22 protein-coding genes and 1 pseudogene are annotated in these 23,735 nt (G+C 63.2%); 17 read left to right on the plus strand and 6 right to left on the minus strand.

Features of this window, described 5'->3' with window-relative positions; translation table 11 throughout:
• The 10 genes and pseudogenes from EN990_RS36830 to EN990_RS25670 all read left to right on the plus strand — a co-directional run.
• A pseudogene (locus EN990_RS36830) lies at window positions 1-164 on the plus strand (SAM-dependent methyltransferase); the annotation flags it as partial.
• A 67-nt stretch (window positions 165-231) separates the two neighbouring features.
• On the plus strand, window positions 232-555 hold the full coding sequence (locus tag EN990_RS25625) for a YnfA family protein (protein ID WP_127369675.1): 324 nt from the start codon (window positions 232-234) through the stop codon (window positions 553-555).
• 1 nt (window position 556) lies between these two features.
• The gene (locus tag EN990_RS25630; protein WP_127369676.1) at window positions 557-1,534 is read left to right on the plus strand and encodes a small ribosomal subunit Rsm22 family protein; all 978 of its coding nucleotides are present in this window, start codon (window positions 557-559) and stop codon (window positions 1,532-1,534) included.
• Window positions 1,535-1,754: 220 nt separating this feature from the next.
• Window positions 1,755-3,245 carry a replicative DNA helicase gene (locus tag EN990_RS25635; protein WP_013532525.1) on the plus strand — a complete coding sequence of 497 codons (1,491 nt, stop codon included), beginning with the start codon at window positions 1,755-1,757 and terminating at the stop codon, window positions 3,243-3,245.
• A gap of 222 nt (window positions 3,246-3,467) precedes the next feature.
• Window positions 3,468-4,871 carry a DNA repair protein RadA gene (gene radA / locus EN990_RS25645; protein ID WP_064993137.1) on the plus strand — a complete coding sequence of 468 codons (1,404 nt, stop codon included), beginning with the start codon at window positions 3,468-3,470 and terminating at the stop codon, window positions 4,869-4,871.
• Window positions 4,872-4,934: 63 nt separating this feature from the next.
• Window positions 4,935-5,603 carry a CvpA family protein gene (locus EN990_RS25650; RefSeq protein WP_013532527.1) on the plus strand — a complete coding sequence of 223 codons (669 nt, stop codon included), beginning with the start codon at window positions 4,935-4,937 and terminating at the stop codon, window positions 5,601-5,603.
• 105 nt (window positions 5,604-5,708) lie between these two features.
• Window positions 5,709-7,178 carry an amidophosphoribosyltransferase gene (purF, locus tag EN990_RS25655; protein ID WP_013532528.1) on the plus strand — a complete coding sequence of 490 codons (1,470 nt, stop codon included), beginning with the start codon at window positions 5,709-5,711 and terminating at the stop codon, window positions 7,176-7,178.
• Between the two features lie 43 nt (window positions 7,179-7,221).
• On the plus strand, window positions 7,222-7,962 hold the full coding sequence (locus tag EN990_RS25660) for an SDR family NAD(P)-dependent oxidoreductase (protein ID WP_127369620.1): 741 nt from the start codon (window positions 7,222-7,224) through the stop codon (window positions 7,960-7,962).
• Window positions 7,963-8,096: 134 nt separating this feature from the next.
• On the plus strand, window positions 8,097-8,726 hold the full coding sequence (locus tag EN990_RS25665; protein ID WP_013532530.1) for a hypothetical protein: 630 nt from the start codon (window positions 8,097-8,099) through the stop codon (window positions 8,724-8,726).
• A gap of 168 nt (window positions 8,727-8,894) precedes the next feature.
• The gene (locus tag EN990_RS25670; RefSeq protein ID WP_013532531.1) at window positions 8,895-9,116 is read left to right on the plus strand and encodes a hypothetical protein; all 222 of its coding nucleotides are present in this window, start codon (window positions 8,895-8,897) and stop codon (window positions 9,114-9,116) included.
• A gap of 3 nt (window positions 9,117-9,119) precedes the next feature.
• Here the strand turns inward: EN990_RS25670 and EN990_RS25675 are convergent, their stop codons facing one another.
• Window positions 9,120-9,626: an OsmC family protein gene (locus EN990_RS25675; RefSeq protein WP_027162698.1), complete on the minus strand. Its 507-nt coding sequence runs from the start codon at window positions 9,624-9,626 to the stop codon at window positions 9,120-9,122.
• 202 nt (window positions 9,627-9,828) lie between these two features.
• Here EN990_RS25675 and aguA point away from each other — a divergent pair, with 202 nt between their 5' ends.
• Window positions 9,829-10,935 carry an agmatine deiminase gene (gene aguA, locus EN990_RS25680; protein ID WP_127384838.1) on the plus strand — a complete coding sequence of 369 codons (1,107 nt, stop codon included), beginning with the start codon at window positions 9,829-9,831 and terminating at the stop codon, window positions 10,933-10,935.
• 45 nt (window positions 10,936-10,980) lie between these two features.
• Window positions 10,981-12,075, plus strand: a complete 1,095-nt coding sequence (locus tag EN990_RS25685) for a polyamine ABC transporter substrate-binding protein (RefSeq protein WP_127369406.1) — start codon at window positions 10,981-10,983, stop codon at window positions 12,073-12,075.
• Window positions 12,076-12,184: 109 nt separating this feature from the next.
• Here the strand turns inward: EN990_RS25685 and EN990_RS25690 are convergent, their stop codons facing one another.
• Window positions 12,185-12,934, minus strand: a complete 750-nt coding sequence (locus tag EN990_RS25690; RefSeq protein WP_013532535.1) for a LuxR family transcriptional regulator — start codon at window positions 12,932-12,934, stop codon at window positions 12,185-12,187.
• Window positions 12,935-13,151: 217 nt separating this feature from the next.
• Here EN990_RS25690 and EN990_RS25695 point away from each other — a divergent pair, with 217 nt between their 5' ends.
• The 3 genes from EN990_RS25695 to EN990_RS25705 all read left to right on the plus strand — a co-directional run bounded on the left by EN990_RS25695 (window position 13,152) and on the right by EN990_RS25705 (window position 16,704).
• Window positions 13,152-14,669 (plus strand): peptidase S10, encoded by a 1,518-nt coding sequence (locus tag EN990_RS25695; protein WP_127369405.1) that lies wholly within the window; start codon window positions 13,152-13,154, stop codon window positions 14,667-14,669.
• 178 nt (window positions 14,670-14,847) lie between these two features.
• The gene (locus EN990_RS25700) at window positions 14,848-15,735 is read left to right on the plus strand and encodes a DMT family transporter (protein ID WP_127384840.1); all 888 of its coding nucleotides are present in this window, start codon (window positions 14,848-14,850) and stop codon (window positions 15,733-15,735) included.
• Between the two features lie 60 nt (window positions 15,736-15,795).
• Window positions 15,796-16,704, plus strand: a complete 909-nt coding sequence (locus EN990_RS25705) for a DMT family transporter (protein ID WP_127384841.1) — start codon at window positions 15,796-15,798, stop codon at window positions 16,702-16,704.
• A gap of 197 nt (window positions 16,705-16,901) precedes the next feature.
• Here the strand turns inward: EN990_RS25705 and EN990_RS25710 are convergent, their stop codons facing one another.
• A complete protein-coding gene (locus EN990_RS25710) occupies window positions 16,902-17,756 on the minus strand; it encodes a LysR substrate-binding domain-containing protein (RefSeq protein ID WP_013532539.1) in 855 nt (284 codons plus the stop codon).
• Between the two features lie 113 nt (window positions 17,757-17,869).
• Between EN990_RS25710 and EN990_RS25715 the strand changes: the two genes are divergently transcribed.
• Together EN990_RS25715 and EN990_RS25720 are read left to right on the plus strand one after the other, a co-directional pair.
• Complete coding sequence (locus tag EN990_RS25715; RefSeq protein ID WP_013532540.1) at window positions 17,870-18,277, plus strand: 4-oxalocrotonate tautomerase family protein; 408 nt, start codon at window positions 17,870-17,872, stop codon at window positions 18,275-18,277.
• A 123-nt stretch (window positions 18,278-18,400) separates the two neighbouring features.
• Window positions 18,401-20,623 carry an AMP-binding protein gene (locus tag EN990_RS25720; protein ID WP_064993130.1) on the plus strand — a complete coding sequence of 741 codons (2,223 nt, stop codon included), beginning with the start codon at window positions 18,401-18,403 and terminating at the stop codon, window positions 20,621-20,623.
• Between the two features lie 27 nt (window positions 20,624-20,650).
• Here EN990_RS25720 and EN990_RS25725 read toward each other — a convergent pair whose 3' ends face one another.
• The 3 genes from EN990_RS25725 to EN990_RS25735 form a co-directional block, all read right to left on the minus strand.
• Entirely contained in the window at window positions 20,651-21,397 is a 747-nt protein-coding gene (locus EN990_RS25725; protein ID WP_224621703.1) for a phosphatidylcholine/phosphatidylserine synthase, read from the minus strand.
• 75 nt (window positions 21,398-21,472) lie between these two features.
• Window positions 21,473-22,171 (minus strand): phosphatidylserine decarboxylase, encoded by a 699-nt coding sequence (locus EN990_RS25730; RefSeq protein WP_013532543.1) that lies wholly within the window; start codon window positions 22,169-22,171, stop codon window positions 21,473-21,475.
• A 198-nt stretch (window positions 22,172-22,369) separates the two neighbouring features.
• On the minus strand, window positions 22,370-23,662 hold the full coding sequence (locus tag EN990_RS25735; RefSeq protein ID WP_013532544.1) for a DUF4375 domain-containing protein: 1,293 nt from the start codon (window positions 23,660-23,662) through the stop codon (window positions 22,370-22,372).
• Window positions 23,663-23,735: the final 73 nt, after the last annotated feature.

Genomic DNA, 23,735 nt, shown 5'->3' on the forward strand with positions numbered 1-23,735 from the left:
AGATCGCCAAGAAGAACGATACGCTGCCGATGACACGCGACTACATGGCCAAGTGTGAAAAGGCGCTCGAGATGCGCGATATGGGGCATCGTGAAACGGCTCCCGTCAAAAAGAGCCCGGCCGCCAAGCCGGCTCGCCGCCGCAAAGTTGCCGACCAGGAATAGCATTGCCGCTTGCCATTGCCGGCGCCTGCACTGAAAAAGGTCCCGTGACCGTCGCGGGACCTTTTTCATGACCTTTGTCCTCTATGCCGCCGCCGCTCTGGCCGAGATCGCCGGCTGCTTTTCATTCTGGGCCTGGTGGCGGCTGGAGAAGTCGCCGCTTTGGCTGCTTCCCGGCCTCGCCTCGATTGCCCTGTTCGGCTTCCTGCTGGCGCTGGTCGACACGTCAGCGGCCGGTCGCGCCTACGCCGCCTATGGCGGCATCTACATCGTGGCGTCGCTTGGCTGGCTGTGGCTGGTTGAAGGCGTTCGCCCCGACCGCTGGGATCTTGCCGGTGCCGCGCTCTGCATTGCCGGTGCTTCGGTGATCCTTCTCGTCCCGCGGGGCGCTTGAGATGGAGTTGCCTGCCTCCCTTCGCCAAGGTGTCGAGCGTCTGCTCGAAAACGTTCCGCTGGCGGTACTCAAGCAAGCGGCAAAGACGCTGTCCGACCGCTACCGCGCCGAGTTGCGCGACGGCCGTCTGCACATGGCCGAGGATCTGGCGGTGAAGGCCTATCTGGCGACGCGGCTGCCGGCGACCTATGCCGCGATCCGTTCCAGCCTCGACGCGCTGAGCGACGCCAAGCCTGCCTTTCAGCCCAGGACCTTGCTCGATGTCGGCGCCGGCCCTGGCACGGTGCTTTGGGCCGCGACCGATCTGTGGCCCGATCTCGAACAGGCGGTGTTGTTCGAAGCCAGTGCCGCCGTGCGTAAGATCGGCGAGACGCTTGCCGGCAACACTATTGCCGCCCAGACCAGATGGCTGGCCGGTGATGCCACCATCGACCTTGCTGACATCGAGCCGGCCGATCTGGTCACGTGCGCTTATGTGCTCGATGAAATCGCGCCGGCATCGCAGCCGAAACTCATCCACCGGCTCTGGCAACTCACTGGCGACACGCTCCTGATCGTCGAGCCCGGCACCCCCGCCGGCTGGCAGCGCATCCTTGCCGTGCGCCGGCAGCTGATCGAGGCGGGCGCACATGTGCTTGCGCCTTGCGCGCATCAGGCGCCCTGCCCGCTGGTCCAGCCCGACTGGTGCCATTTTTCCCGCCGCGTCGCCCGCTCGCGCCTGCATCGGCTGGCCAAGGATGCCGACGTGCCGTGGGAAGACGAGAAATTCATCTACGTCGCGGCTTCTCGCGACGGCCCCACATCACACCAGGCACGAGTTCTTGCGCCACCGAAATCCGGCTCCGGCAAGGTTCTGCTCAAGCTTTGCCAGGACGACGGCACCGCCGCCGAGCGCTTGTTCACCAAGCGCGACGGCGCCGACTTCAAGTTGGCCCGGCGACTGGACTGGGGCGACAGGCTGGACAACATCGCAAAATGAACAGCGCCATTGTTCTTGCTTTGTTCCGACGAGTCAGATAGAGAACCACGCCCTGTCGAGTCAACCGGAATCGGGGCACGCGAATACTCTCCTGTGGACGATTGGTTGTTCCTGTGAACAACGGGCATCAAGGTTCTTTGGTTGGGTAGTGATGCAGAAAGGTCAGCACCGACTCATCACGTTCTGATATCGAAAGGCCGGGATTGAAATCGGGGATATCATGGCAGAGGCAGCGCGAAAATTCGGCGTCGCGGAAACACCGCTTTATCGTGAAGCGCCAAACAACATCGAGGCTGAGCAGGCGCTGCTCGGCGCCATCCTCGTCAACAACGACGCCTTCTACCGCGTCTCTGACTTCCTCAAGGCCAGCCATTTCTACGAGCCGCTGCACCGCAAGATCTATGAGGTGGCGTCCGAGTTCATCCGTATGGGCAAGGTGGCGACGCCGATCACACTGAAAACCTTCCTGCCGGCCGACGAGAAGGTTGGCGACATGACGATGGCGCAATATGTCGTGCGGCTGGCGGTCGAGGCTGTGACCGTCGTCAACGCCACCGACTATGGCCGCGCCATCTATGACCTTGCGACGCGCCGCGCGCTGATCACCGTCGGCGAAGACATGGTCAACATCGCCTATGACGCGCCGGTCGACATGGCACCCGGCGAACAGATCGAGGATGCCGAGCGGCGGCTGTTCGAGCTGGCCGAAAACGGCCGCTACGATGGCGGTTTCGAAAGCTTTTCCGATGCGTTGAAGAATGCCGTCGACATGGCCAGCGCGGCCTATATGCGCGATGGCCACCTGTCCGGCATTGCCACCGGCCTGCGCGATCTCGACCATCGCATGGGTGGCCTGCAGCCTTCGGATTTGATCATCATCGCCGGCCGCCCAGGCATGGGCAAGACGTCGCTGGCCACCAACATCGCCTACAACATCGCTGCCGCCTATGAGCCTGCCCAACAGGCCGACGGCTCCGTCAAGGCGGCCAATGGCGGCGTCGTCGGCTTCTTCTCGCTTGAAATGTCGTCCGAGCAGCTGGCCACCCGCATTATCTCCGAGCAGACCGAGATTCCATCGTCGAAAATCCGGCGCGGCGATTTGACGGAAGCCGATTTCGGCAAGCTTGTCGCCTACACGCAGGAGAACCACAAGCGCCCGCTCTACATCGACCAGACGGGTGGTATCTCGATCGCCCAGCTCGCGGCGCGCGCCCGCCGCCTCAAGCGCCAGCGCGGGCTGGACCTGATGGTCATCGACTATATCCAGCTGATGCAGGGTTCATCTGCCAAGGCGTCGCAGAACCGCGTCCAGGAAATCACCGAGATCACCACCGGACTGAAGGCGCTCGGCAAGGAGTTGGGCGTGCCGATCATCGCGCTCTCACAGCTCTCGCGTCAGGTCGAAAGCCGCGACGACAAACATCCGCAGCTGTCCGACCTGCGCGAATCGGGCTCGATCGAGCAGGACGCCGACGTCGTGCTGTTCGTGTACCGCGAGGAATATTACATCAAGAACAAGGAGCCGGAGAAAGGCACGCCCGAGCATCTCGCATGGGAGACGAAGATGATCGAGGTCCAGGGCAAGGCCGAAGTGATCATAGCCAAGCAGCGCCATGGACCGACCGGCACCGTCAGCCTTGCCTTCCAGGGCGAGTTCACCCGCTTCTCCGACCTCGCCGAGGAGCATCATCTGCCGGAAAGGTTCGAGTGACCTATTGAGACAGGTCCCATTCCTTGGCGCCCCCCTCTGTCCTGCCGGACATCTCCCCCTCAAGGGGGGAGATCGGATGGCATCGACGCTTTCGCCAATTTTTGGCGTTGAAAAGAAGGCGCAAGCGCTGAAGCTGCAAATCTCCCCCCTGGAGGGGGAGATGGCCGGCAGGTCAGAGGGGGGCGCTGCCCCGCCAGCCTGTCACCGCGTGGCTTCCATCTGATGGCCAAATCGCGCGTCCAATTCATCTGCCAAAGTTGCGGATCGGTGCATCAGCGCTGGGCCGGCAAATGCGATGCCTGTGGCGAGTGGAACACGCTGGTCGAGGAAGGCACGTCCGGCGGCATCGGCTCAGGACCAGCCAACACGCGCAACGCCCGCAAGGGACGCGCCGTGGTGCTGACCACGCTGTCCGGCGATATCGAGGACGCGCCACGCATCATCTCGGGCATTGGCGAACTCGATCGCGCCACCGGCGGCGGTTTCGTGCGCGGCTCGGCGCTGCTGGTCGGCGGCGATCCCGGCATCGGCAAGTCGACGCTGCTCACCCAGGCGGCCGCGGCGCTGGCATCAAAAGGCCACCGCATCGTCTATGTCTCGGGCGAAGAGGCGGTCGCGCAGATCAGGCTGCGGGCACAGCGGCTTGGCGTCGCCACTTCTCCGGTGGAACTGGCTGCGGAGACCAATGTCGAGGACATCCTGGCGACGATCGCCGACGGCAAGCGGCCTGATCTCGTCATCCTGGATTCGATCCAGACGCTGTGGACCGACCTTGCCGATTCGGCACCCGGAACCGTCACCCAGGTGCGCGCTGCCGCCCAGGCGATGATCCGCTATGCGAAATCCACGGGTGCGGCGATCGTACTGGTCGGCCATGTCACCAAGGAAGGCCAGATCGCCGGGCCGCGCGTCGTCGAGCACATGGTCGACGCCGTGCTCTACTTCGAAGGCGAAGGCGGCCACCACTACCGCATCCTGCGCACGGTGAAGAACCGTTTTGGACCGACCGACGAGATCGGCGTCTTCGAAATGTCGGACAAGGGCCTGCGCGAGGTCGCCAATCCGTCCGAGCTTTTTCTTGGCGAACGCCATGCCAAATCGCCGGGGGCGGCGGTTTTCGCCGGCATGGAGGGGACAAGGCCGGTGCTGGTCGAGATCCAGGCACTGGTCGCACCCTCCTCGCTCGGCACGCCGCGCCGCGCCGTCGTCGGCTGGGACGGCGCCCGGCTGTCGATGATCCTGGCGGTTCTCGAAGCCCATTGCGGGGTGCGATTCGGCAGCCATGATGTCTATCTCAATGTCGCCGGCGGCTACCGGATTTCGGAGCCCGCGGCAGATCTCGCAGTGGCGGCCGCCCTGGTTTCCTCGCTCACCGGTCTTGCCCTTCCCGCCGATTGCGTCTATTTCGGCGAAATCAGCCTTTCGGGCGCCGTGAGGCCGGTTGCGCATGCGCAACAGCGCCTCAAAGAAGCCGAAAAGCTGGGTTTTGGAAGCGCGGTTCTGCCCTCGGGCAGCGGGGAACTGGCCGGGGGGATCGGGGCCGGTTCTTTCCAGCCGACCGAGCTTGCCGACCTCGTGGCACGCATAGCCGGCTCACGCCGAAGCCGCGTGGACGAAGAAGACTAGAGCATCGGACCCAGAGCCCGATGTTCGGCGCTATAATGCGGCTCATGGAGTGGGGCGAAAGACATGCCGATTACGCTGCTTGACGGAATTCTCGTCGGCTTCACTCTGGTCTCGGCGATGCTCGCCATGGTTCGCGGCTTCTCGCGCGAAGTCCTGTCCGTCGTCTCCTGGGCAGCGGCGGCAGCGGCGGCGTTCTTCTTCTACAAGCCGGTCGTGCCTTACCTCGCTCCCTACATCGAGAATGAAAAGGTGGCCATGGCGGCCGCCGCCGGCGTGGTTTTCATCATCGCGCTGATCGTCGTCTCGGTCATCACCATGAAGCTCGCCGACTGGATCATCGATTCCCGGATCGGCGCACTCGACCGGACGCTGGGTTTCCTTTACGGCGCCGCGCGCGGCATCCTGGTCGTTGCCGTCGCCCTGCTGTTCTTCAACTGGCTGGCCGGCGCCAAGGCGCCAGCCTGGGTCACCGAGGCCAAGTCGCGGCCGCTGCTCGAACAAATCGGCGCCAAGCTCGAAAGCCTGCTGCCCGAGGATCCGGAAAACGCGATCCTCAAGAAGCTCAATCCGAATCAGCCGGCCGCCGAGACGCCAGCTGCTCCGGACGCACCGGCGGCGGATGCTCCGGCGGGCGGCGACGATACCAACACGCCGGCGCCTGACGACAATGACGCAACACCACCGGCGAACAACGCCCCGGCCGCTCCGGCACCGGCGGCACCGGCAAACTGACGCCGAAAAACGGCGTCAGGATCTGACGATGGTGTGAACGACTGCACGGCCCGCGTTGCTTTCGGCGCGAACCCGCATTATATGGCGATTTTAGCGGAGCTTAAGATGGCAGACGCAGACGACGTGCTTTCCGCCGAGGCCGACGACCATTTCCACGACGAATGCGGTGTGTTCGGCATTTTCGGCCGGCAGGACGCTGCGGCCATCGTTACATTGGGCCTGCATGCGCTGCAGCATCGCGGCCAGGAAGCGGCCGGCATCGTTTCCTATGACGGCAGCCAGTTCCATGTCGAACGCCATGTCGGCCTGATCGGCGACACCTTCACCAAGCAGCGCGTCATCGACAGCCTGCAAGGCAACCGCGCCATTGGCCATACGCGCTACGCCACCACGGGCGGCGCCGGCATGCGCAACATCCAGCCCTTTTTCGCCGAATTGGCCGATGGCGGTTTCGCCGTCGCCCACAACGGCAATCTGACCAACGCCATGACCGTGCAGCGCGCGCTGCAGAAGCAAGGCGCGATCTTCTCCTCCACCTCCGATACCGAGACGCTTTTGCACCTCGTCGCCACCAGCAAGGAGCGCGATTTGAACTCGCGTTTCATCGATGCGGTGCGGCAGGTCGAGGGCGCTTTTTCCCTGGTGGCGATGACGGCCAAGAAGATGATCGGCTGCCGCGATCCGCTCGGCATCCGGCCGCTGGTGCTGGGCGATCTCGACGGCGCCTGGATCCTGGCCTCCGAAACCTGCGCGCTCGACATCATCGGTGCGCGTTTCGTGCGCGACCTGAAGCCCGGCGAGATGGTCGTCGTCACGTCCAAGGGCATCGAGAGCCTGTTCCCCTTCGAGCCGCAGAAGACCCGCTTCTGCATCTTCGAATATGTCTATTTCGCGCGGCCGGATTCCTCGGTCGAAGGCCGCAACGTCTATGAGGTGCGCAAGCGTATCGGCGCCGAGCTGGCGGTCGAAAGCCCGGTCGAGGCCGACATCGTCGTGCCGGTGCCGGACTCGGGCACGCCGGCGGCGATCGGCTTCAGCCAGGCGGCCGGCATTCCCTTCGAGCTCGGCATCATCCGCAATCATTATGTCGGCCGCACCTTCATCCAGCCGGGCGATTCGATCCGCCATATGGGCGTCAAGCTGAAGCACAATGCCAACCGCCGCATGATCGAAGGCAAGCGCGTGGTGCTGGTCGACGACAGCATCGTGCGCGGCACCACCAGCCAGAAGATCGTGCAGATGGTGCGCGACGCCGGCGCCAAGGAGGTGCATATGCGCATCGCCTCACCGCCGACACGCGCCTCCTGCTTCTACGGTGTCGACACGCCGGAGAAATCGAAGCTCCTGGCATCGCGCATGTCGATCGAGGAGATGGCCGAGTTCATTCGCGTCGATTCGCTTGGCTTCCTCACCATTGACGGGCTCTACCGCGCGGTCGGCGAGGCCAGCCGCGACAACGACCAGCCGCAATTCTGCGATGCCTGCTTCACCGGCCAGTACCCGACCCGCCTGCTCGACTTCGAAGGCCACGACAATGTGCGCACGCTGTCGCTGCTGGCGACAAGCGGGACGTAGGCCGGACCGCCATCAGCGTTAGTCAATTCCCGGAATCCATCGCATGACCCTCGACCTTTCCGGCCGCGTTGCGGTCGTCACCGGCGCCTCGCGCGGCATCGGCTATTTCATCGCCAAGGAATTGGCTGCCGCCGGCGCGCATGTCATTGCGGTGGCTCGTACTGTCGGCGGGCTGGAAGAGCTCGACGACCAGATCAAGGCGGCCGGCGGCCAGGCGACACTGGTGCCGCTCGACCTCGCCGACATGGCCGGCATCGACCGCCTGGGCGGCGCCATCCACGAACGCTGGGGCAAGCTCGACATTCTCGTCGCCAATGCCGGCGTGCTCGGCGTCATCTCGCCGATCGGTCATGTCGAAGCAAAAACCTTCGAGAAGGTGATGACCATCAACGTCACCTCGACCTGGCGGCTGATCCGCTCGGTCGACCCTCTGCTGCGGCTCTCCGATGCTGGCCGCGCGATCATCCTGTCTTCCAACGCCGCGCACTCGGCGCGCGCCTTCTGGGCACCCTACGCGGCATCCAAGGCCGCGGTGGAGACGATGATGCGCTCCTGGGCGCATGAGACGCAGAGCCTGCCGCTCAGGGTGAACGCCGCTGACCCCGGCGCCACCCGCACCGCCATGCGGGCCCAGGCAGTGCCGGGCGAAGATCCCGAGACGTTGCCGCATCCCTCCGAGATCGCCAAGCGGATCGTGCCGCTGGCCAGCCCGGGGCTGAAAGAGACCGGATTGATCTTCCAGGCCAAGCACAATCGCTTCGTCGCCTATAGGCAGCCGGAATAAAACTTGAGCCTTTTTTTGACGCATGTCGGTTTCCCAAAAACCGCTGCGCACTTTTAAGCGACATGCGTAGGGATTAAACAGGCCTCCGGAAACGTTTCTTCGACGTAGTCGAAGCCCAAACCGGAGGAACCACCATGCGCAAACTGCTTCTCGCCACCGCGGCCATCCTGATCGCAGCCGCGGGCGCCGCTTACTCGCAAGATGCCAAGATGAGCTTCTTCGTCACCAGTGTCGGTTCCGGCAAGGGTGCCGACCTCGGCGGCCTCAAGGGTGCCGACGCGCATTGCGCATCGCTGGCGGAAGCCGCCGGCGTCACCGGCAAGAGTTGGGCTGCCTATCTGTCGACCAGCGACACTGACGCCCGCGACCGCATCGGCAAGGGGCCGTGGGTGAACGCCAAGGGCGTCAAGATCGCTGACGACGTCGCCTCGTTGCACAGCGATGCCAACGGCATCACCAAGCAGACGGCGCTCAACGAGAAAGGCGAAGTGGTCAACGGCCGCGGTGACACGCCGAACCGCCACGACGTGCTGACCGGCTCCAAGCCCGACGGCACCAAGATCGCCGACCAGACCTGCGGCGACTGGACGATGAGCGGGGCGGAAGGCGCCGCGATGATGGGCCATCACGACCGTACCGGCCTCGACGATTCGGCAGCCGCCAAATCCTGGAATTCCTCGCACGCCTCGCGCGGCGGCTGCAGCCAAGAGGCGCTGAAGGGCACCGGGGGCGATGGCTTGTTCTATTGTTTTGCCACCAACTGAGCCGATTGCGCTTCGAAATCGGGCTGGGAAACCCGCCGTCACATCACGCGGCTGTGATTTGGCGGCGGGAAGCTGTGCGGCGGTCATGCTTTCGTCATTTCCTTGGAGTTGGTAGGGTCACCGCGACTCCCACAACAAGCGCCCAACTGGCAGAACAAGGAAATCCCCATGGCTACGACCGCAGCAGCGTTGGTCTGGTATCTGGTAATCGCCGGTCCGCAAGGCGGCATGGTCGTGCTGCCCAGCACCTTCGACAAGCGCGAACAATGCACCGCCGCCATCACCGAATATCAGAAGCAGCCGACACCGGCCGGCTGGTCGGTGCAATGCGTGCCGAGCGCCTCGCCCTTCACCGACGAGGGTGACGCCGAAGAACCGTCAGCACAGTAGGCGTCAGCGGCGTGCGCTGACCGTCAGTTCCGGCTTCTGGCTGATGGTCTGGAATACCACGCAATAACGCTCGGTCAGCTTCAGCAGCGAGTCTATCCGCTCCTGCGGCTCATCGGTGTCGAGGTTGAAATTGAGCCGGATGGCGCGAAAGCCGACCGGCGCATCCTTGGCGACACCGAGCGTGCCGCGAAAATCGAGATCGCCTTCAGCCTCCACCGTGGCGGCGCCGAGTTTGAACTCGAGCGCCGTCGCCACCGCCTTCAGCGTCACCCCGGCGCAGGCGACCAACGCCTCCAGCAGCATGTCGCCCGAGCAGAGCTCAAGGCCTGAGCCGCCTGTTGCCGGATGCAGGCCGGCGATGGCGAGCGCCCTGCCCGTCTCCACCTTGCAGGCAACCGACTGGTCGTCGATCGAGCCCTTGGCGCGAAGCGTGATCATGGCCTGCGAAGCGTCGTCACGATAGGCCTGCTTCAGCGGCGCCTGCATGGCCTTCAGTTCGGTCGCATCCATCCGCTTTCCCCTTTCGTCGACTGCTTGCGTCACCGGCATGCGCCGTCCGGTCAAGATTTGCGCCGATCACCTTGGGAAGGCAATGCCATTCCGCAACAGGTGCCAGCCGCCTACACCGATATCCCAAATGGGACATTGACGGACAAGGTCCCAAAAAAGTCTGATCCGGGCAAGTCATCACTCCATTTCCCGGCGGTCCCCGATGCCTCGAACCCTCTCGACAAGGCCGAAACAGGATGGGTTTCGCGCGCCCGGCGAATTCGAACCCAAGTCAGGCTGCTGGATGATCTGGCCGGAGCGGCCGGACACCTGGCGCCTCGGCGCCAAGCCCGCGCAAAAACTGTTCGCCGATGTCGCCGCGGCGATCGCGCAAAGCGAGCCGGTGACGGTGGCGGCTTCTGCTCGCCAGTGGCAGAATGCCCGAGCGCGATTGCCTGGCCATGTGCGTGTCGTGGAGATGTCCACCAATGATTCCTGGCTGCGCGACAGCGGTCCCAACTTCGTCGTCAACGATCAAGGCGACGTGCGTGGCGTCGATTGGATCTTCAACGCCTATGGCGGTTTTGACGGCGGCCTCTATTCGCCATGGGACCTGGATGACCTTGCGGCGCAAAAACTGCTCGAAATCGAGAACATGGATCGCTACCGCGCACCTCTGATCGCCGAGGGTGGCGGGTTGCAGTGCGACGGTCAGGGCACGCTCATCACGACGGAGCAATGCCTGCTCAATCGAAATCGCAACGCTCATCTCGGCAAGGCCGAGGTGGAGCGCCAGCTTGGCGACTATCTCGGTGTCGACACCATCATCTGGCTGCCACGCGGCTTTGCCTTCGACGAGACCGACGGCCATGTCGACGACGTCTGCTGCTTCGTGCGCCCCGGCGTGGTCGTGCTGAGCTGGACCGACAATCGGGACGACCCACAATATGAGATCGTGCGCGAAGCCGAGGCGGTGTTGCGTTCGGCTCGTGATGCGAAGGGCCGCGCGCTGGAAGTTCACCGGCTGCCCCACCCCTTGCCGATCGAGATGACGCCGGAAGAAAGCGACGGCGTGGACCGGCTGGATTCGACCTGGGCGCGACCGGCCGGAAACCGGATCGCGGCGAGCTACATCAACTACTATCCGGGCAACAGCGTCGTGGTGGTGCCGCAGTTCGGCTGCGATCTCGATGTGAAGGCCAAGCGGACGCTGGCCGAGCTGTTTCCCGACCACCGGATAGTCGGCATCGAAAACTCGCGAGAGATCCTGCTGGGCGGCGGCAATGTCGCCTGCATCACCTTGCCGGTCTATGCCCCGCAACGACGTTGAGGGACGGAGCATGCCGAGAACACATAGCGAAAACGGAGGACATTCATGCGCGCTCTGATCTTCTCAACCCTGCTTGCCTGCGGCATCTGCGCAAATGCGGCTTCGGCTGACGAGGAAAAGATCGTCAACGTCTACAACTGGTCCGACTACATCGCGCCGGACACGGCCGAGAAATTCGAGAAGGAAACGGGAATCAAGGTTCGTTACGACGTCTATGACGGCAACGAGGTGCTTGAGACCAAGCTGCTCACCGGTGGCTCCGGATATGACGTGGTCTACCCTTCGCCCTATCCGTTCCTCAAGAACCAGGTCAAAGCAGGGGCTTTCCTGGAACTCGACAAATCGAAGCTTGCGAACCACTCGAAGATCGATCCGCAAGCCCTCACGCTGATCGCCGGCGCCGACCCGCAGAACCTGCATGCAGTGCCCTATATGGCGGTCACCGACGGCATTGGCTACAACGTCGCTGCGGTGGAGCAGCGGCTGCCGGACAGGCCGACAGATTCCTTCGCCATGGTCTTCGACGTCGATGTGGTCAAGAAGCTGTCCGATTGCGGTGTGGCTATCATCGATGCGCCGGCTGAAGTCATCCCGATGGCGATGAACTACCTTCACATCAACCCCAAATCGACCAGTCCCGACGACCTCGCCAAGGTCGAGGACCTGCTGGTCAAGGTGCGGCCCTACATCCGCTATTTCCATTCGTCGAAATACATCAACGACCTCGCCAACGGTGACATCTGTGTGGTGTTGGGCTGGTCGGGCGACATACTCCAGGCAAGGACCCGTGCGGCGGAATCCGTAAAGAAGCTGGAGATCGCCTATTCCATCCCCAGAGAAGGCACGCTCATCAACTTCGATACGATGGCGGTACCGAAAGATGCGCCGCATCCCGACAACGCCCAGGCCTGGATCAACTTCAATCTGCGGCCCGATATCGCCGCGGCCAATTCCAGCTATGTCTCCTACGCCAATGCGATACCGGAGTCCCTGCCGCTGATGGACAAGGCCATAGCCAGCGATCCCGGCGTCTTTCCGCCTGATGCCGTGAAGGCCAAGCTGTTCGTGGTGGACAACAACGACCCAAAGCTGCTGCGATCACAAAACCGCATGTGGACGCGCATCGTGACGGGACAATAGAGCAATTCCAGGAAAAGTGCGCAGCGGTTTTCCCGGGAAAAGCGCGTAGCGCTTTCCCTTGGGAATTGCGTCAAAGCAAAAAGACAGAGCCGGGCGGAAGCCGTCAGGCTCAAGCGGCTTCGCGGATGGCCGCCAGCAACTCGACCTGGGAGTGCACGCCGAGCTTGCGATAGATCTGCTTGATGTGGTTGCGGACGGTCCCGGGCGAGATGGCGAGGCATCGCGAAATCGTCTTGGCGTTGCCACCATCGACCAGATGCCGCGCAATCTCGGTCTCGCGCCTGCTCAGCCGCGAGCGAGCGTCACCGATTGCGGCGCCCTTGTGCCGGAAGCGGCACAGATGGAGCAATCTTTCCAAAATGAGCCTTGTCGCGCTGCTTGCCGCGCAAGCCGTCGCCAGATCCTGCTCGCCAAACGGTTCTGCCCCGTTTCGCCTGAGAAAAGTGACATAGCCAGCGGTCAGCCGGTCGAGATTGAACACGCCGGTGATCTCGTCGAAACTGTCGGAAGGGCCGAAGAATTCGCGATAGTAGGGAGTGCGCTGGAAGTCGCCATTGCGGAGTGCCGACAGCGGCAACAGGAAATCCTGCCTCGTGCTGGCGAACCTCTGGAAGAAGGGATCCTGGCGATACAGTCGTGCATCATAGTCGCGGTTCCAGCGATCGGGACCGGCATCGTCGATGGTCAGGGATGTGATGTCGCGACGGTAAAAGCCGACATAGGCGCGGTCGGAGCCAAGCAACTCGCTCGCCGCTGCCGTGAAGCGAGCCGACAATTCTTCGGGTGTCACGGCAACGGCCGCAGCGGCGACACCGCCGCTCCAGCGCCCAAACTGATCGAGGGAAAGGTTCGACTGCATTCCAATTCATACTAGGCATGATGCCGAAAAGTGTGAAGCGGTTTTCGGACGGCATCATGCTCCATCTGTTTGATTTAGAGCCGGATTCAGATTTCAGGTCGATCGACCTGAAATCATCCGGCTCTAGCGCAAGCCGTTGCAAGTTCAAATCAGCCATTTCCTTTGACTTCGACCCTCTCGGCCATACCTATGCGGGAGTCGTTGTCGCGGAGCCATCATGCCGGTCAAATTGAAACTGATCTGCCTTATCCTGCCGATGCTCGCCGTCCTGGCGCAGCCCGTCCTGGCTGAAACGGCGGAGCGGCCGGCGCCCTCGGGCGGCGTGCTATCCCTGCTGCCGCCGCCGCAGACCACCAACCATTCGATCACGCTAGCCGGGCGCAAGCTGGATTACCAGGCAAAGGCGGCGACCCTGTCGCTGCTATCGGGCAAGGGCGACGTCACGGCGGAGATCTTCTACGTCGCCTACACACTGGAGCCGCCGGCAAGCGGGGCCAAAGACCAGCAGCGGCCGATCACCTTCGTGTTCAACGGCGGCCCTGGAGCAGCGTCCGCCTATCTGCATATCGGCGCACTCGGTCCACGGATAATCGCGACGGGAGCCGACGGCGAATTCCTGCCGTCACCGCAAAGACTGATCGACAATCCGGACAGCTGGCTCGACATGACCGATCTCGTCTTCGTCGATCCGGTGGGAACCGGCTATAGCCGCGAGGCACCGGGTCAGGACACGCGCGACTTCTGGGGCGTCAACCAGGATGCCGGCTCGATAGGCGCCTTCATCCGGCTCTATCTCGCGCAGAACGGCCGCACCGGGTCGCCGCTGTTCCTCGCCGGCGAAAGCTATGGCGGGTTCCGCGCAGCGCTGCTCTCCAGGACGTTGCAGGAAGATATCGGCATCAGTCCGAACGGCATCGTGCTGATCTCCCCGGCGCTGGAGTTCACGCTGGTGCAGCCCGACGAATTCGAGCCGCTGCATTGGGCGCTCGAACTGCCTTCACTGGCTGCGGTGCGCCTGCGCGCCGAAGGCGTCAGCGGCGACGCGTTGCGGGAGAAGCTGGCAGACGTCGAACATTATGCGATGGGCGATTACCTCACGGCAATCACCAGCGGACTGGAGCAAGGCAGGCGGCTGGCCAGCCAACGCGTGGCTGACATCACCGGCCTGCCGCTCGACCTGGTGCAGCGGAACTCCGCCCGCATCCCCACCGGCCTGTTCGCAAGGGAGTTCGCCCGCGCCAGCGGCAAGGTGCTCAGCCCCTATGACGCCACGATCGGCACGGCCGACATCGCGCCCGAGAGCGCCCGCATCGCCGGCCCGGATCCGGTGCTCGACCGCAGCGTGCCGGCGCTGACGTCGGCGTTCGTCGGCTATATCAGCGACGAACTGCATTTTCGCACCGATGTCAGCTATCGGCTGCTCAATGGCGAAATCAGCCACAATTGGGATTACGGGACCGGCGCCTCGCGGCAAGGCTATGCCGGGGTGATGGACGATCTGCAGCGCGCACGCTCGCTGAACCCTTCGCTCGGCGTCGTGATCGTTAACGGCTACACCGACCTGGTGACACCTTACCTCGCCTCGCGCTACCTGGTGAGCCAGATCCCGTCGCTCGCCAATGCCAAGCCCATCCGTCTCGATGTCGTCGAGGGCGGGCACATGATGTATTTCAGGTCCGACGGCCGGCGCGCGCTGAAAGAAGCCGCTTCGGAGCTTTATCAGGCGACGCAATAGACTTGGCGACAGTGCAGCTCGCCATGGACCCGTGCCCCAATATAAGCCCCGGACTGGCGTAGCGCCGCAGGGGTTTTCGCCCGTATAGCTTGGTACCAAGGGAGTTGAATTCACGGCTCCCTTGTGTCGCTCCTCACAGCATTTCTGCCGCTCCGGCAAATTTGGTCCCACGCGCCTTATGGCCGATATCGCCATTCTCGAAACACGCGAGCGGGTTCTTGCAGGCATCCTGCTGACCGGTGCGGCCTATCTGCTGTTTTCGACACAGGATGCTTCGATCAAGCTGCTGGTCGTCGGCCTGAGCGTCTGGCAGATCATGTTCTTCCGCAGCATCACCATTCTGGGCGCGTGCGCGGCGATCGGCGGACGACAGCTGTTTGCCGACACGATGCGCTCGCCGATCGTGCGGCCGATGCTGGTGCGCAGTGCCTTCACGCTTGCTGCGTGGCTCTGCTACTACAACGCCGCGCGCAGCCTGCAGCTCGCCGAACTGACCACCGTTTATTACGCGGCCCCGATCATCGTCACCGTGCTTTCGGTGTTCCTGCTCGGCGAAAAAGTGCCGATGCTGCGCTGGCTGGCGGTGCTGATCGGCTTTGCCGGCGTGTTCATCGCTTGCGATCCGACCCATCTCGGCCTGTCCGTGCCGGTGCTGCTGGTGCTGGCGGCCGCCTTCTTGTGGGGCATCGCCATCGTGCTCTTGCGCAGGACCGCCCTTGCCGAGCGCTCGATGATCCAGCTCCTGCTCAACAATTTCTATTTCCTGCTGTTTTCGGCGGTGCCGGCGTTGCTTTGGTGGCGGACACCCGACTGGACCCAGCTGCTGCTGCTTGCCAGCGTCGGCGCACTCGGCGGCCTGGCGCAGTATCTTCTCTTCGAAGGCATGAAGCGCACGCCGGCCTCGGTTCTCGCGCCGCTGGAATACACCTCGCTATTGTGGGCATTCGCACTCGGCTTTGCGATCTGGGGCGACGTGCCGCGCCGCGAAGTTTTCCTGGGCGCTGCGCTGATCGTCGCCGCCGGCCTGCTGATCGTCGGCACCGAGCATTTCCGCAAACGGCTATGATGTGCATGGCCATGATTGCTGACGCTACGATGTCAGGACCAAGCGGCGTAGGCTGGCGGCATGACTGAGATTGCAGCCGCCACCGACACCGCCGCGGAGCGGACACTCGGCATCATCCTGGTGTCGTCCTCAGCCGCCGTCTTCGGCCTGACGGGCGTGCTGACGAAATCAATCCACGCCGACCCGTTGACCATCATCTGCTGGCGCGGCTTTGTCGGCGCGATCCTGATCAGCTTCTATGTGCTGTGGCGGCGTCACCGTTCCGGTGGGCGTGAGACCCTGCGGCTTGGCTGGCGCGGCTGGCTGCTGGCGGTGGAAGGCGCGCTGGCCAGCATCGCTTTCATCTCGGCGTTCAAGTTCACCTTCGTCGCCAATGTCGCTGTCATCTATGCCACAGCACCTTTCGTCACGGCGCTGCTGGCCTGGGTTCTGACGCGCGAACCCTTCCGGTTGCAGACGATGGTCGCCGCCGCAGTGTCGCTGTGCGGCGTGGCGATCATGGTCTGGTCCGGCTTCGGCACCGGCAATCTGTTCGGCGACGGACTGGCACTGCTGATGACCATCGGCAGCGGCCTTTACATGATCATGGTTCGCGCCTTCCGCGACACGCCCGTGGTGTGGGCCGGTGCGGTGTCGGCATTCCTGTTGTTCGTGCTCGGTTGGTTCGTCACCGATCCGCTGGCGGTTTCGCCGAGAGATGCCGTTCTGCTCACCACTTTCGGCGCGTCCTTCGCGCTGTCCTCGATCCTGTGGACGGAGGGCGCACGACTCATCCCGCCGGCCGAATCCGGGCTTCTCGGTTCGGCCGAAGTGCCGTTCGCGATCCTGTTTGCCTTCCTGTTCCTGGGCGAGATTGCACCAGCCGCCAGCATGATCGGCGGCGCCGTCGTGCTCACCGCAGTGTTCGCCCATGCGGGGCGGGATTGGCTGATGGCGCGCTCGCAACGCATGGCGTCAAATATTTCTTAAAAAAGCGACACAGTCATGGAACCATCATCCGGGTCAGGCATTATTGCTGCGACGGGCCATCCCCAAGTCCCCCCAAACCCCTCGGCCCGTCCTACTCCAAGCCGACCGTAAGGTCGGCTTTTTCTTTGCCGCTTGCCGACCGCAAGGTCGGCTTTTTCTTTGCCACTTGGGACCGCAAGGTCGGGTTCGTTGGGTATTCAGCCCGACAAGGCAAGGTTGGCGCTGAGCAGGGTCGCCAGATCGGCTGCCGATCCATCGGCACCGGCGCGCAGCCGGATGGCGAACTCAGCCAAAGGCACCTGCGGCAGGCCAAGCTGGCGCGGCGCCTCGACAATCCCGGAATGGGCAAAGCGAGCCGTTCGCAGCGTCAGTGCGACACCGGCGTTCACGGCTGTGCGCAGGCCGGCCAGACTGGCGCTGCCGGCAGCAATGCGGTAGCGGCGGCCGGCGGCATCGAGTGCGGCAAGTGCCGCTTCGCGAAAACCGCAATATGGATCGAGCAGCGCCAGCGGCAGTTCCTCCTGCCGCGTGGCCAGCCCCTTTTGTGAGCATAGCCATATCATCGGCTCGCGCAGCACGCCGACTTCGTCCGCCGCTGCCGTCTGGCGCATGACGATCGCCAGATCGAGGCCGCCAGACTGCAGCGCCTGCGCCAACTCGGCGGAACGGCCGACCCGCAGTTCGATCCTGACGCGCGGATGGCTGCCGGCGAAAGCACGCAGCAGATCCGGCAGGCCGCTGTCGGCAAAATCCTGCGTCGTGCCGATGGCAACGCGCCCGGCAGCGCGGGCGCCCTTCAGCGCCAGCCAAGCCTCGCGATGGACGGCAAGAATGCGCTTGGCGTGGCCGACGAGATCCTCACCCGCCGGCGTCAAACCACGTCCCCGCCCCTGCGGCGCCAGCAGCGGCTCACCGACGACTTCCTCCAGCCGCTGCATCTGGGCGGTCACCGCCGAGGGCGAACGGCCGATGCTTGCAGCCGCCTGGGCCAGCGAGCCGCTGTCGACGAAAGCAAGGAAGGTTCGGAGCAGATCGGGATCGAGCGTTTCCATACTTCGATACTATCGAAGTATCATTTAAAAACAATTCGATTTTTTTGACTAAAAGGTGGTGGCATGGTTGTTTCAACGGCGATCGGACGCCGCTCAAGCCAAGGAGAAGAAGAATGCCTATCATCAACATCAGCGTCACCGGCAAACCTGACGCGGCGCTTTCCGCTCGCATCGCAAAGGAGGCCACAGAAATCACCGCGACGCAGCTGCGCAAGGACCCGACGATCACGGCAGTTGCCGTGTCCTATGTCGATCCGCAGCACTGGTTCGCCGGCGGCAAGTCGCTGGCCGAGCACGGCACCAACACGTTCTGGCTTGATATCAAGGTGGTCGACGGCACCAACACCAAGCTTGAGCTGGAGGCCTATCTGAAGGCGATCTTCGCAGCCTTCGGCCGTCTGCTGGGCGGCGTGCACGAGGAGAGCTACGCCTTCGTGCATGAAGTGCCGGCAGCCGCTTACGGCTATGGCGGCAAGACGCAGGAATTTCGTTTCATCAGTGGACGGCTGCAGGCGGCGTGAGAAGCAGCTTCCCGCACCAAGGGAAGCAAAAGCTCCGCATTGACCTTGCTCCCACATCGTCTAGGTTCTGGCCGACACGGCCGCAAAGAGCCGAGATGCTAAAAACGTTGGGAGAGACGCGGCATGATCCTGACACTGGCGCTGCTTGCGGGTCTTGTTCTGGCCTGGCTCCTGATTGGCGTGGCGGAAAAATTCCGCCTCGGCCTACGCTTCACCCAGGCGCTGCTCTATGTCCCGTTCAAGCTTGCCTACCGGATCGGAGACAGCCGCATCAGGATCGCCCGCAAGGCGCAGGCCCCAGTCATCTACGTCATCTCTCATCAATCGCGCTTCGAGCCGGCGCTGATGCTGTCGCTGCTGCCGGAAGACACGCTGCATATTCTCGATGAGGTCTCGGCGCGCTCGCCGTGGCTCGAACCTTGGCGCGAGCTTGGCCGTACCATCGCCTTCAACGCCGAACATGTCTTCGTCAGCCGCCGGCTGGTGCGGGTGCTGAAGGGCAAGGGCCGGCTCGCTGTCTATCTGCCGGATGCAGTCGAGCCCGACGTCAAGACGTTTCGGTTGTTTCGTGCCGTCACCCGCATCGCCATGCAGGCCGATGCCAAGATCGTGCCGATCTTCGTCGGCGGCGCGCGCAGCCTGCCGGTGTCGCTGACGCCTGGGGACAAGGCGCCACGACACTGGTTTCCGCAACTGTCGATCAGCGTGCTGGAGCCGATGACCATCACTGAGTTGGTGGCGCGCAACCCCGAGCAGGCCTCGAACACCAACGCGCTGTTCGACCGTGTCGCCGAGGCGCGGCTCTTCGGCACCAACCTCGATCGTGGCCTGTTCCTGGCCATGCGCGATGCCGCCGACCGCGTCGGCGCTTCGCATATCATCATCGAGGACGTGATCTCCGGCGCGCTGAGCTACCGCAAGCTGTTCATCGGCGCCCGCGTCCTGGGCAGGCGCTTCGAGGCGGTAACGGCTCCGGGCGAGGCAGTCGGCGTGATGCTGCCCAATGCCAATGGCGTCGTGCTGTCGCTCACCGGCCTTCTGTCGGCCGGCCGGGTGGCGGCGATGATCAACTACACGGCCGGGCCGGCGAGCGTCACCGCGGCCGTGCGCACGGCGGTGATAAGGACCGTGATTTCGTCCCGCGCGTTCGTCGAGAAGGCCGACCTTGCCGATATCGTCGCGGCGGTCGAAAAGGGCGGCGCCAGGCTTCTCTGGCTCGAGGATGTGCGGGAGAGCGTCACCGCGCTGGACAAGCTTGCCGCCGCCTTGCTGTGGCGCTGGCCGCTGCAGCGACAGGACGCGGCCAAGCCGGCGGTGATCCTGTTCACCTCGGGCTCGGAAGGCACGCCGAAGGCAGTCGTGCTGTCGCACAAGAACCTTTACGCCAACGCCATGCAGGCTGAGGCGCGCATCACCATCTCGCCCGCCGACATCCTGCTCAACGTGCTGCCGGTGTTCCATTCGTTCGGCCTGACGGGCGGCACCATCCTGCCGCTGGTCACCGGGGTAAAACTGTTCCTCTACCCCTCGCCGCTGCACTACAAGATCATCCCCGAGGTTGCGCGCAAGGTGAAACCGACCATTATGTTCGGCACCGACACGTTCCTCGCCAACTATGCGCGTACCGCCAAGGACGGCGATTTTTCCAGCCTGCGCTTCGTCGTTGCCGGCGCCGAGGCGGTGAAGCCGGAAACCCGCCGCGTCTATCGCGAACGCTTCCAGGCCGAGATCATCGAAGGGTTCGGGCTGACAGAGGCGGCACCGGTGGTTGCCGTCAACACGGCAATCCATGGCCGCGACGGTACCGTCGGGCGGCTGCTGCCGGCCATGCGCATGAAGCTTGAGCCGATCGAAGGCATTTCCGATGCCGGCCAATTGTGGCTCGACGGACCGAACCTGATGATGGGCTATATGACATCGGACCGCCCCGGTGAATTGCAGCCGCTGACGGGCTGGCACGACACCGGCGACATCGTCGCTGTCGACCGCGAAGGCTTCATCACCATTCGCGGCCGCGCCAAGCGCTTCGCCAAGATCGCCGGCGAGATGGTGTCGCTGGGTGCTGTCGAGATGCTGGTGCAGTCGTTGTGGCCGGAAGAACGCCATGCGGCGGTAGCGGTGCCGGACAAGAGGCGCGGCGAGCGCATTGTGCTGGTCACCACCGCCGACGACGCCAATCCCGACGAGTTGCGCAGATTCGGCAAACAAGCGGGCGCCGCCGAACTGATGGTGCCCAACGACATCGTCAAGGTCGAGGAAATCCCGGTGCTGGGTTCGGGCAAGACCGACTATGTCTCGACCCGAAAGCTGGCGATCGACAGGCTGGGGCTCGGCGTCGCGGCCTGAGTCGGATCAAGCACTTCCGCCGACCTTCTAACCTATATCCGAAGGCGGTACCTTCTCGCCCTCCAGCTTGGCGCGTTTCGAATAGGCGCGCACACTGAACGGCAGGAAGATCAGGTAGCCGGCAACCGAAGCGGTCAGCGTGTACCAGGGGTAGGTCATCAGCAGCAGTACGTAGAGCACGACACCCAGGATGATCGGCAACACCCTGTCGCCCGGGATTTTCAGGCTCTTGCCGGAATAGACCGGCAGCCGGCTGACCAGCAGGAAGGCGACCAGTATGGTAAAGCCGGTGGCGACGAAGGCCGCTGGACGACTGGGCTCCAGCCCTGTGCGCAGGAAATAGAGATAGAGCGGCAGCATCACCAGCACAGCACCAGCCGGCGCCGGCACGCCGACGAAATATTCGGACTGCCATATCGGGCGGTCGGCCTTCTCGTCGTCGAGCACGTTGAAGCGGGCGAGCCTTAGCCCGCAGGCGATGGCGAACAGCAAGGCCGCAATCCAGCCCGGCGAGCCGGCACGGTCGAGCAGGAAGGCATAAAGCACCAAAGCCGGGGCGACGCCGAAATTGACGATGTCGGCCAGCGAATCCATCTGGGCGCCGAATTTGGAGGTTGCCTTCAGCATCCGCGCCAAGCGGCCATCAATGCCGTCGAGGAAAGCGGCCAGCAGCACCATCACCACGGCCGGCTCGAAGCGGCCTTCGAAGCCGAAGCGGATGCCCGACAGACCGGCGCAGATGGCAAGCACGGTGACGAGGTTGGGCAGCACCATGCGCATCGGGATCTCGCGGATGCGCGGACCGCCGCTGGCATGGGCCTCGAACTTCTTATACTGCGTGCCCACGGCTCAGGAAATCCGCACGAGGGGTGTGCCGGCGACACCGCCGAATTCGGCCAGCACGGTTTCGCCGCCGACCGCTGTCTGGCCGACGGCAACGCGCGGCGTGGCGGTCAAGGGCAGGAAGACATCGACGCGCGAGCCGAAGCGGATCAAGCCGAAACGCTCGCCGGTGCCGATCGAGCCGCCCGCCTCGGCCCAACAGACGATCCGCCGCGCCACCAGGCCGGCGATCTGGACGGCGGCGATCGTGCCGTTGGGGCTTTCGATGACCAGGCCGTTGCGCTCGTTCTCGGTGCTGGCCTTGTCGAGTTCGGCGTTGAGGAATTTTCCGGGCCGGTGTTCGATCCTGACGATACGACCGCGTACCGGGGCGCGGTTCACGTGACAGGAAAAGACATTCATGAACACCGAGATGCGGGTCATCTCGACATTGCCGAGGCCGAGTTCGCGCGGCGGCACGGCCGGCCCGACCGCCGAGATGATGCCGTCGGCGGGGCTGACCACCAAGCGGTCGTCGACCGGCGTGACGCGCTCGGGATCGCGGAAGAAATAAACGCACCAGGCCGTCAGGATCAGACCGATCCAGAACAGGACCGAGGAGAAATAGCCGAGGAAAAGCGTCGCCGCGCCAAAGGCCGCGATGAAGGGATAGCCTTCGCGATGGATCGGTACGAACGCGTTCTTGACCGTATCGACAAGGCTCATCAGCTAAAAACAGGCTCCGTTTCAAGTCCGGCCTCAATAGCCGAAAGCCCCCCTCGCCGCAACGCAACAATCGGCGGCGCGGGCGAACGGGCAAGGGCCTGTCGCCTCAGGATAGCCGAACGCTCCGCGTTCGTGAGGTCGCGACCGGCTCGCATGCCTGTGCCACTGGCGTCAGAATTACGAGACAATCAGCCCAGATCAGTTGGCACCATCGGCTTCGGCGCGCACAAAATGTTCTTCGATCTCAAGCCTATGGGCATCCGCCAGCGGATCTTCGGCGCCCGACCTCAAGAGCGCGCTCCCGTTGGGAGAGGACACCAAAAACAGCAGTCTACCGTCAGCAGCAACTGTCCAACTGACGACCGATCCTCCCTCGCTCGGAATCAGCATCGATGGCAAAGCAACTGCTCCTGCCGTATCAATTCCAGCCCTGCGCAAAAGAAGGTCGAGGGCTGCTGGTGCCCCGTATTCATCAGCCAGTTCGATGACTGTCGCTATTGAATCAGCGCCGACATGCGACAGCTTCAGACCGACACGTGGAGCACCTTCGCCAAGTAACTCATCAACGCTATCGACCGGTCCGAGGTCGAGTTGCAGTTCTGTACCATCAGCAGCCAGGTACTGGTATGCAGCCGCATGCGTTGGCGTGACTACGCACAAACGCACCCTGCCGGCGTTGGTTACGACCGGAAATGTCATCTGCTTCTCGCCATCTATGTCCAACATCCGTCCTTTGCCGAGCCCGAGCTTAACCTCGGGCTGCGGCAAAGCTGCACAGGCGAGCCCGATGCCCACTTCAAGTCGGCTCGTCATCACTGCTTTCAGATGGAACACCGAACGATGGCGCAATCGAGGTTCGCGCCTGGAGTTGGCCATCACAATGTCAAGAGTGGCCTCCTGGCATTCGGCATCGTCGACAATCTCCAGTTCAGGCCAGGAGGCTATCCAACCCACTGCGCGGGCAAGCATCGGGACGCTGTCTTCCTCCTTGTAAAAAAGATCGTCGAGTCCATCAAGGAAATCAGCGCGGCCACCTTCGAATCCAGTCTGTTCCTCCGCTTCCTTGGGATGTTCCCGGACCCAAGCAACCATCTGTTTCAAAATAGCTAAATGGTTTTCTGCTCGCATTCCAGCCAAAGCCAAATGCACATCCGAGGTGACTTTATCGAGGTGATCACGGTAATTGTGAATAAATTGGCTATGGCCGCCATTAGCCACTTCCATCCCGTATAGGTAAGCGTGAAAAAACTGCCTCGCTGACGGCGGTATTTCGTGATCTTTGTAGAGGCCCTGATCAAACATTGCGGTCACGAAATCCATGACTGCAGTCACGAGGTCAGCAACGTAGTTTTCCTTAGCGGCGCGCTCGACTGCTGAAAACGGGACAACAATTGAAGTCACGCGCGGACTGGCCGTCGGTTGCTCCGGCTGGTGCGCCGAAATCGTTGTCGACTGCTGCAGCCTTTTCTTTCGCGAAAAAATTCCGAACATTCCAAAGCCTTCTTACCCGGAGGAAAGCAATACCGGTAGATCAGAGTCTGTCAGCAGAATATCACTTGGAAAA

The sequence above is a fragment of the Mesorhizobium sp. M7A.F.Ca.US.005.03.1.1 genome (genome assembly GCF_003997975.1).
Lineage (GTDB): Bacteria > Pseudomonadota > Alphaproteobacteria > Rhizobiales > Rhizobiaceae > Mesorhizobium > Mesorhizobium ciceri.

Bases quoted from the DNA above. Each gene is read 5' to 3' on its own strand.
- aguA (WP_127384838.1), top strand. From the start codon at position 9,829: ATGCCTCGAACCCTCTCGACAAGGCCGAAACAGGATGGGTTTCGCGCG.
- EN990_RS25715 (WP_013532540.1), top strand. From the start codon at position 17,870: ATGCCTATCATCAACATCAGCGTCACCGGCAAACCTGACGCGGCGCTT.
- EN990_RS25665 (WP_013532530.1), top strand. From the start codon at position 8,097: ATGCGCAAACTGCTTCTCGCCACCGCGGCCATCCTGATCGCAGCCGCG.
- EN990_RS25720 (WP_064993130.1), top strand. From the start codon at position 18,401: ATGATCCTGACACTGGCGCTGCTTGCGGGTCTTGTTCTGGCCTGGCTC.
- EN990_RS25630 (WP_127369676.1), top strand. From the start codon at position 557: ATGGAGTTGCCTGCCTCCCTTCGCCAAGGTGTCGAGCGTCTGCTCGAA.
- EN990_RS25725 (WP_224621703.1), bottom strand. From the start codon at position 21,397: ATGGTGCTGCCCAACCTCGTCACCGTGCTTGCCATCTGCGCCGGTCTG.
- EN990_RS25690 (WP_013532535.1), bottom strand. From the start codon at position 12,934: ATGCAGTCGAACCTTTCCCTCGATCAGTTTGGGCGCTGGAGCGGCGGT.
- EN990_RS25675 (WP_027162698.1), bottom strand. From the start codon at position 9,626: ATGGATGCGACCGAACTGAAGGCCATGCAGGCGCCGCTGAAGCAGGCC.
- EN990_RS25705 (WP_127384841.1), top strand. From the start codon at position 15,796: ATGACTGAGATTGCAGCCGCCACCGACACCGCCGCGGAGCGGACACTC.
- EN990_RS25660 (WP_127369620.1), top strand. From the start codon at position 7,222: ATGACCCTCGACCTTTCCGGCCGCGTTGCGGTCGTCACCGGCGCCTCG.
- EN990_RS25710 (WP_013532539.1), bottom strand. From the start codon at position 17,756: ATGGAAACGCTCGATCCCGATCTGCTCCGAACCTTCCTTGCTTTCGTC.
- EN990_RS25650 (WP_013532527.1), top strand. From the start codon at position 4,935: ATGCCGATTACGCTGCTTGACGGAATTCTCGTCGGCTTCACTCTGGTC.
- EN990_RS25625 (WP_127369675.1), top strand. From the start codon at position 232: ATGACCTTTGTCCTCTATGCCGCCGCCGCTCTGGCCGAGATCGCCGGC.
- EN990_RS25700 (WP_127384840.1), top strand. From the start codon at position 14,848: ATGGCCGATATCGCCATTCTCGAAACACGCGAGCGGGTTCTTGCAGGC.
- EN990_RS25735 (WP_013532544.1), bottom strand. From the start codon at position 23,662: ATGTTCGGAATTTTTTCGCGAAAGAAAAGGCTGCAGCAGTCGACAACG.
- radA (WP_064993137.1), top strand. From the start codon at position 3,468: ATGGCCAAATCGCGCGTCCAATTCATCTGCCAAAGTTGCGGATCGGTG.
- EN990_RS25670 (WP_013532531.1), top strand. From the start codon at position 8,895: ATGGCTACGACCGCAGCAGCGTTGGTCTGGTATCTGGTAATCGCCGGT.
- EN990_RS25730 (WP_013532543.1), bottom strand. From the start codon at position 22,171: ATGAGCCTTGTCGATACGGTCAAGAACGCGTTCGTACCGATCCATCGC.
- EN990_RS25685 (WP_127369406.1), top strand. From the start codon at position 10,981: ATGCGCGCTCTGATCTTCTCAACCCTGCTTGCCTGCGGCATCTGCGCA.
- purF (WP_013532528.1), top strand. From the start codon at position 5,709: ATGGCAGACGCAGACGACGTGCTTTCCGCCGAGGCCGACGACCATTTC.
- EN990_RS25695 (WP_127369405.1), top strand. From the start codon at position 13,152: ATGCCGGTCAAATTGAAACTGATCTGCCTTATCCTGCCGATGCTCGCC.
- EN990_RS25635 (WP_013532525.1), top strand. From the start codon at position 1,755: ATGGCAGAGGCAGCGCGAAAATTCGGCGTCGCGGAAACACCGCTTTAT.